The organism is Halalkalibacter wakoensis JCM 9140, assembly GCF_000513095.1.
Taxonomy (GTDB): domain Bacteria; phylum Bacillota; class Bacilli; order Bacillales; family Bacillaceae_D; genus Halalkalibacter; species Halalkalibacter wakoensis.
Genome location: NZ_BAUT01000122.1, coordinates 1 through 5,597, shown reverse-complemented (window position 1 = coordinate 5,597; position 5,597 = coordinate 1). Strand labels below are relative to the sequence as shown.

The window sequence follows — 5,597 nt, the reverse complement described above, 5'->3', positions numbered from 1 at the left end:
CATGAACGAAGTAGAGGCTCTTTTTATTAATGAATTCCCAAATCTTCTGTAACGGAAAGGTATTCCCGCTCCATAAGTTTATGTGAGAGAACTGCATTTTCATAGTACACTCTTGCATTTGTTACTTGCAGAGGATGAATAGGTTCTTTCATATCGGTCAGAATGCGATCCAATGCATCTATCTCCATTAATGTGGAAATGTGTACATGATGCAATGCATCAAACTCAGCAGGGCGTTGGGTATTTATAAATTGGTCACTTTTATCTCGTATTTCATTTATTTTCGATAATGTTCGATCGACGTCTGTGGACGTCACATTGCCACTGTCAAAAAAAGAAGCGAGATCTTCTAGCATTGTAGCAGTCTCACTTATATAATGGCCAGCCTCATCCGCGTATAATTGTAGGTTTTCATCCCGTTGCACTCTTAGTTTGTTTTGTTCGTGATTGTTTGGAGGGGCAGGGTGTCATGATATTGGGATCTAAACTGCTGTTCTTCTACATCGTTGACAATATTAGCTTCAGAATCGGCTCCGCAACTTGTTAAAAGTATACTGGTTCCTAATAAGATGAAAAGATTTCTCTTTTTCAAGATGCATCAACCTCCGTTATTACAAATGTTTCTTCTAGTATGAAGCAAGTAGGAAAAAGTATGCATGAACGTTATGTCCCGTTCGTATGATGTATGAAAGAGATAAGGAGGGACTTTCATGTATACGATGGTATTAGTTATGTCGCTCTCACTATTTTTCTTGTTATTTTTTGGGATTATGATGCTAGGAAACAAAATGTCACACACAATTGAGTATTTGCAAGCAAAGGAAGCAGATGAAGAGTTAGAAAAGATAGAAGAAAAGATGAAGCTATACAAACAAAAAAAGTAATTAATGAATATGAGCCTGTATAATTTACAGGCTCTTTTCCTATGGGAAGGATAAAAAGGATCTGCTTCAGAATAACAAGAAAGTAGTTCGTAGAAGCCATGAACCGTTTCGGTTGTTATATCGTTGATACCGGTGTATGGTTTATTTAGACTGAATATCCAAAATATGATCATGCTTCAATCAAAAACGAATGACATCTTGGCGGATGATTTTGTAACGATCGGGGATAGTTTAAATAGTCGTTGTCTAAGGTAAGCGCGGAGTATTTATTGCAGTTCAGTGCATATTCAAAAAGTGATTAGAAGAGGTGGTTGTATGCGGACGTTTCCGAGACCAAAAGTAATTGTAAGCAAATGTTTGGAGTTTTCCGCATGCAGATACAACGGGGACAAAATTCACGATGCAACAGTGGCAAAATTAGCTGAACATGTGGATTTTGTACCTGTTTGTCCAGAGGTTGAGATCGGACTAGGCTCACCTAGAGAGGTAATAAGCTTATTGCCGTTGGTGAGACTGATCAGTTAGTTCAACCAAAAACGAATGAGAATCTTACTGAGCAAATGAATAAATTTTCATTAGAATTTCTCAGCAGGTTAACGGATGTTGATGGGTTTTTGTTGAAAAATCGTTCTCCAACGTGTGGAGTAGGAGACGCGAAAGTTTATGCTCGTATAGAAAAGTCACCAGTTGTTCGAACAGCAAGCGGATTATTTGCAAAGCAAGTAGAAACATTATTTCCCCTTAAACCACTTGAAGACGAAGGAAGATTACGAAATTTTCTTTTAAGAGAACATTATTTTACCCATTTGTTTACTATTGCTGATTTTCGTTTAGTCAAGCAAAAACAGAGTATGAAGGAATTGGTTTTGTTTCATTCGAAAAATAAGTATTTATTTATGGCCTACGATCAGAGCAAAGTGAAAAGATTAGGAAGGATAGTAGCAAACAAAGAACATGTTTCAGTTGATTCATTATTGACGAACTATGAACAGGCTCTTCATGATTTGTTTCTTACACCAGTTCGATCGATGTCTCATATAAATGTATGTGAACATGTTTATGGGTATTTTTCCAAACATCTAACAAAGCCTGAAAAAAATCATTTCTTTCAAGTACTAGACCAATATCGTAATCAAAAAATTCCCCTCAGTAGTGTCCTTGGCATTTTACATTCATGGTGCCATCGCTTTGAAAATCAATATTTATTAAAACAAACATACTTTGAGCCTTATCCAGTTGAATTGGTTGCTATTAGCGATTCTGGAAAAGGGAGAGCTCTTACTTAGGTTGACTAAAAATTAGTCAGCCTTTTTTACTGAAAAAAAGGTTGTTTTCAAACAATTCAATTTTTTGTTGACTATTATATAACAGATAATTTATAATAAACATACAGAAGTCATAAACAAGGAGATGAAAGTTATGCAAAAAGCAGAAAAAGATATTGTGAAGAAACCGTTAGAAATAAAGGAGGATCAGTCAATCCTTGAATCTATTAATGATTATTATAGTCGGAATTAAAAATAGCGGCGGGCAGAGCTGACTATTTGAACGGCTCTGCCGCTTTTGTTCTGTTGTGATACAGGTGTGAGTTTGGTGATTAAGTCGTGATGAATGTTCGATAAAAGGTTGGTTTGTTACTTGCTATTTGAAAAAAAATGAACTATAATAAAAATATGGTCGTCAACTTTAGTCAAATGATAGCGCTTTTCATTCAGCTGGCGCGGTCAAGGAACCGCAAGGATGAACGAGAGGTAGGGCTTTCATCGTCTGGAGATTGATTGATGGATCCTTATATTTACCTATTAGAAACAACAAAATTGCATCAATTAGCAGCACAGTAAAGAGTTCAGTATTCACATGTTATAAGGGATATTCACTCATTTCTTGGTTGATGTTCCTTATAATATGTGAATTTTTATTTACCTCGGATTGTAAATACGATTGCATATTAAGTAAAATTATTTTAAGATTGGGGTTTTTAAGCATGGCACAAACTGGTACAGTTAAATGGTTCAACGCAGAAAAAGGATTCGGTTTCATTGAAGTAGAAGGCGGAAATGACGTATTCGTACACTTCAGCGCTATTACTGGTGACGGTTTCAAAACACTTGACGAAGGTCAATCTGTTGAATTCGAAATCGTAGAAGGCGACCGCGGACCACAAGCATCTAATGTTGTAAAACTATAAATGGTTCAGAAACAATGTCTCATTTTTGAGGCATTGTTTTTATTTTTTTGTTAAAATAATGATGTAAATATTAGCATGTTTTCAAAACCTTGAATATAATTATGTAAGGGCTTACATTTCTTTGTGGAAGACGAATATTTAGTTAAATTTTTGTATACATATTAGAAAGTCTGTTTTCGCATTTTAAATGTGAGGGGTGTTTTTTATGGAAGCAACACATTATGATGATCTATCCATTTTTGTTCCGAAAAACCAATTAGATAAATTAATCAATGGGGTGCTTCAATCTAAATATCGTATATTTTGGGGTTTTAACAATGGAAAGATGATTCTAAATATTTACAATAGCGAAGTGAATAACAAATTAATCTTCAAACGTCATCAAGGCTTTTTAGAATTAGTGGAAGCGAAACTGAAGAGTCCTCATGTGTTGAAAGTTTTAGATCAAGATATTGATTTTTCGGTTAAAGTAAATTCTCAAGATATGGATGAATCATGCAAACAGTTAAAGGAACTCATTTACAGGGAGATCGATACTTGTTTAGAACAATTATCAGAATGTTTGAAAAGGAGAGATGAAAGATCCTCATTAAAAATAAAGGATCGCTTAGCTGAACTAACGGTTGAGTGGAACCGTACTATGTTAAGGTCGAATGGTAATCATGCCAATCGGGCGTAAACTTTAAAGGAAGGCAATGAAAAAAGGTAAAACAAAACTCCCTTCATTGCCTTGATTTATAATCAAATTTTTGGCAGTCTTTGTGTGCGCTCACTTCGAAAGGGACTGTTAAAAATTGGACGTATGAAGATATAGAATCGATCAAGTAAGAGGATGTAATGCGTTTGTTTGATCAACATGAACAAACGCATTATAGCGTTCTGACATAATAGATGGTACATAGTTTCCTAAATGTTCAAATTGATTATGGTAAACGACACCAATTGCTCGGTGACCTATTTGTTTTGTGAAAAATTGGTGATTATCCTCGTTAAACATGATGAACTTGTTGAAAGGTCCAGCAAAATGAAGTTCATGTTCCCAACTACCTGATCGTGCTTTTGGGACGAGCATGTTTTGTGCGGGATCTCCCCATTTTTCAGCTGCAATTACAGATCCCTCATATGTTCCAAAACCAATTGCATAAACATTCTTCATTCCATATTTTTCCCTTGTTAACTGGCCGACGTTGACATTCCATCTTCTTGCATATCGGTGGCTCTTGCATCACCAATATGTGTATTATGTTCCCATATAATACCCTTAGCCTGTGGTCCGTAGTGACGTGTAACTTCATCAATAGCTTCTACCATATGTTCGTCTCTAATATTCCATGATTCAGAATCACTTGTTACCATTGTGCGGTAATATCTTTCTGCGTTTTCGACTGCTAGGGCATTCATACGTAAATGTAATTGCCCTTCCGATTCCTCTTCATACAAATGACGATTTTCATGTAAAGATTGAAGTAACTCCATTAATTCTTCAAAACAATCCTGTCCATAAAAAGTCGAGGAGACGCCATAAAGTTGCATCTCTTTATGGTAAGGTTCAAAACATGAAAAAGCAGCTTTTGCCTTAGCGATATCAGGAGAGTTTATAGATTCTAGATACCGCACAATTTCTTCCATTGATTCCCATAAACTATAAACGTCGATCCCGTGAAATCCGACTTTATTAGAAGAGGGTTTTTCATGATTATACGTTTTTAACCAGTCGATAAATCCAACCATCTCTTCATTTGCCCACATCCACTCTGGCCATCTTCGAAATGATGTAAGAGCATCAGACGCATGACTATAATTCGATGTTAGTCCTTTGCAATAACGGTTCACTTTATAGCAAGAAGGCCAGTCACCTTCTACTGCTACAAAAGAAAACCCATGATTGACAATAAGCCATTTGCTTATTTCTGCTCGTAATGAATAAAATTCAGACGTGCCATGAGTGGATTCACCTAATAATACATATTTAGCTTGACTTGCTTGTTCTAAGAGAGGATGTAAGTCCTCAATGGTATGAAAACGGGTCGCGTATTTTTTGATAGCTTCGCTTAAATCCAATGTATGAATGTTCATGTTCATAACTTCCTCCTTAAAAAAACTTAGGTCGATAACACACTGTTAGTATGGCTTAAATATGTAACAATTAAGAAGTTTTTTATTAAGAAAGGGTTTTAGAACCTACGATGAGTCTATTTATAGAGGCGTATAAATGAAAAAGGCGAGTAAATTTTCAATTTAATAAATGAACGCTCTTTAGGTAAATGCATACGATGGGTATGTAACCAAGTATCTGAAGGGAGCAATTTATATGAGTCATCATTCTAATCACTTTTGGAATCAACCACAATTTCCAGGTGGAAATCAACATTTACCAGGCTGTCAGTGCGGTTGTGGAGCTGCCCCAATGACGACAACAGACCATAAGCAAGACGTTCATCATTCTCAAATTCCTTATCACGAATTACAAGGGACTTCTTTCCATCAGGCATACAACAAACGCCTGGAAATACACCACAAAGTCC

7 protein-coding genes and 1 pseudogene are annotated in these 5,597 nt (G+C 35.9%); 5 read left to right on the top strand and 3 right to left on the bottom strand.

Annotated elements, in window-relative coordinates; translation table 11 throughout:
• Positions 1–26: 26 nt before the first annotated feature.
• On the bottom strand, positions 27–356 hold the full coding sequence (locus JCM9140_RS21370; protein WP_034751499.1) for a hypothetical protein: 330 nt from the start codon (positions 354–356) through the stop codon (positions 27–29).
• 354 nt (positions 357–710) lie between these two features.
• On the opposite strand from JCM9140_RS21370, the gene JCM9140_RS24060 reads away from it, so the two are divergent.
• The 4 genes and pseudogenes from JCM9140_RS24060 to JCM9140_RS21355 all read left to right on the top strand — a co-directional run bounded on the left by JCM9140_RS24060 (position 711) and on the right by JCM9140_RS21355 (position 3,751).
• Entirely contained in the window at positions 711–884 is a 174-nt protein-coding gene (locus JCM9140_RS24060) for a hypothetical protein (RefSeq protein WP_156314958.1), read from the top strand.
• A 315-nt stretch (positions 885–1,199) separates the two neighbouring features.
• Positions 1,200–2,170, top strand: a pseudogene (locus JCM9140_RS21365) (YbgA family protein).
• A gap of 698 nt (positions 2,171–2,868) precedes the next feature.
• Positions 2,869–3,072 carry a cold-shock protein CspD gene (cspD, locus tag JCM9140_RS21360; protein ID WP_034751496.1) on the top strand — a complete coding sequence of 68 codons (204 nt, stop codon included), beginning with the start codon at positions 2,869–2,871 and terminating at the stop codon, positions 3,070–3,072.
• A 205-nt stretch (positions 3,073–3,277) separates the two neighbouring features.
• Complete coding sequence (locus JCM9140_RS21355) at positions 3,278–3,751, top strand: hypothetical protein (RefSeq protein ID WP_034751493.1); 474 nt, start codon at positions 3,278–3,280, stop codon at positions 3,749–3,751.
• Between the two features lie 141 nt (positions 3,752–3,892).
• Here JCM9140_RS21355 and JCM9140_RS25350 read toward each other — a convergent pair whose 3' ends face one another.
• The gene (locus tag JCM9140_RS25350) at positions 3,893–4,228 is read right to left on the bottom strand and encodes an erythromycin esterase family protein (protein WP_369384475.1); all 336 of its coding nucleotides are present in this window, start codon (positions 4,226–4,228) and stop codon (positions 3,893–3,895) included.
• A gap of 17 nt (positions 4,229–4,245) precedes the next feature.
• Positions 4,246–5,154, bottom strand: a complete 909-nt coding sequence (locus tag JCM9140_RS21350) for an erythromycin esterase family protein (protein ID WP_369384474.1) — start codon at positions 5,152–5,154, stop codon at positions 4,246–4,248.
• A gap of 229 nt (positions 5,155–5,383) precedes the next feature.
• Between JCM9140_RS21350 and JCM9140_RS24055 the strand changes: the two genes are divergently transcribed.
• Positions 5,384–5,597: hypothetical protein (locus JCM9140_RS24055; RefSeq protein ID WP_156314957.1), on the top strand; the 214-nt coding region annotated here is incomplete at its 3' end.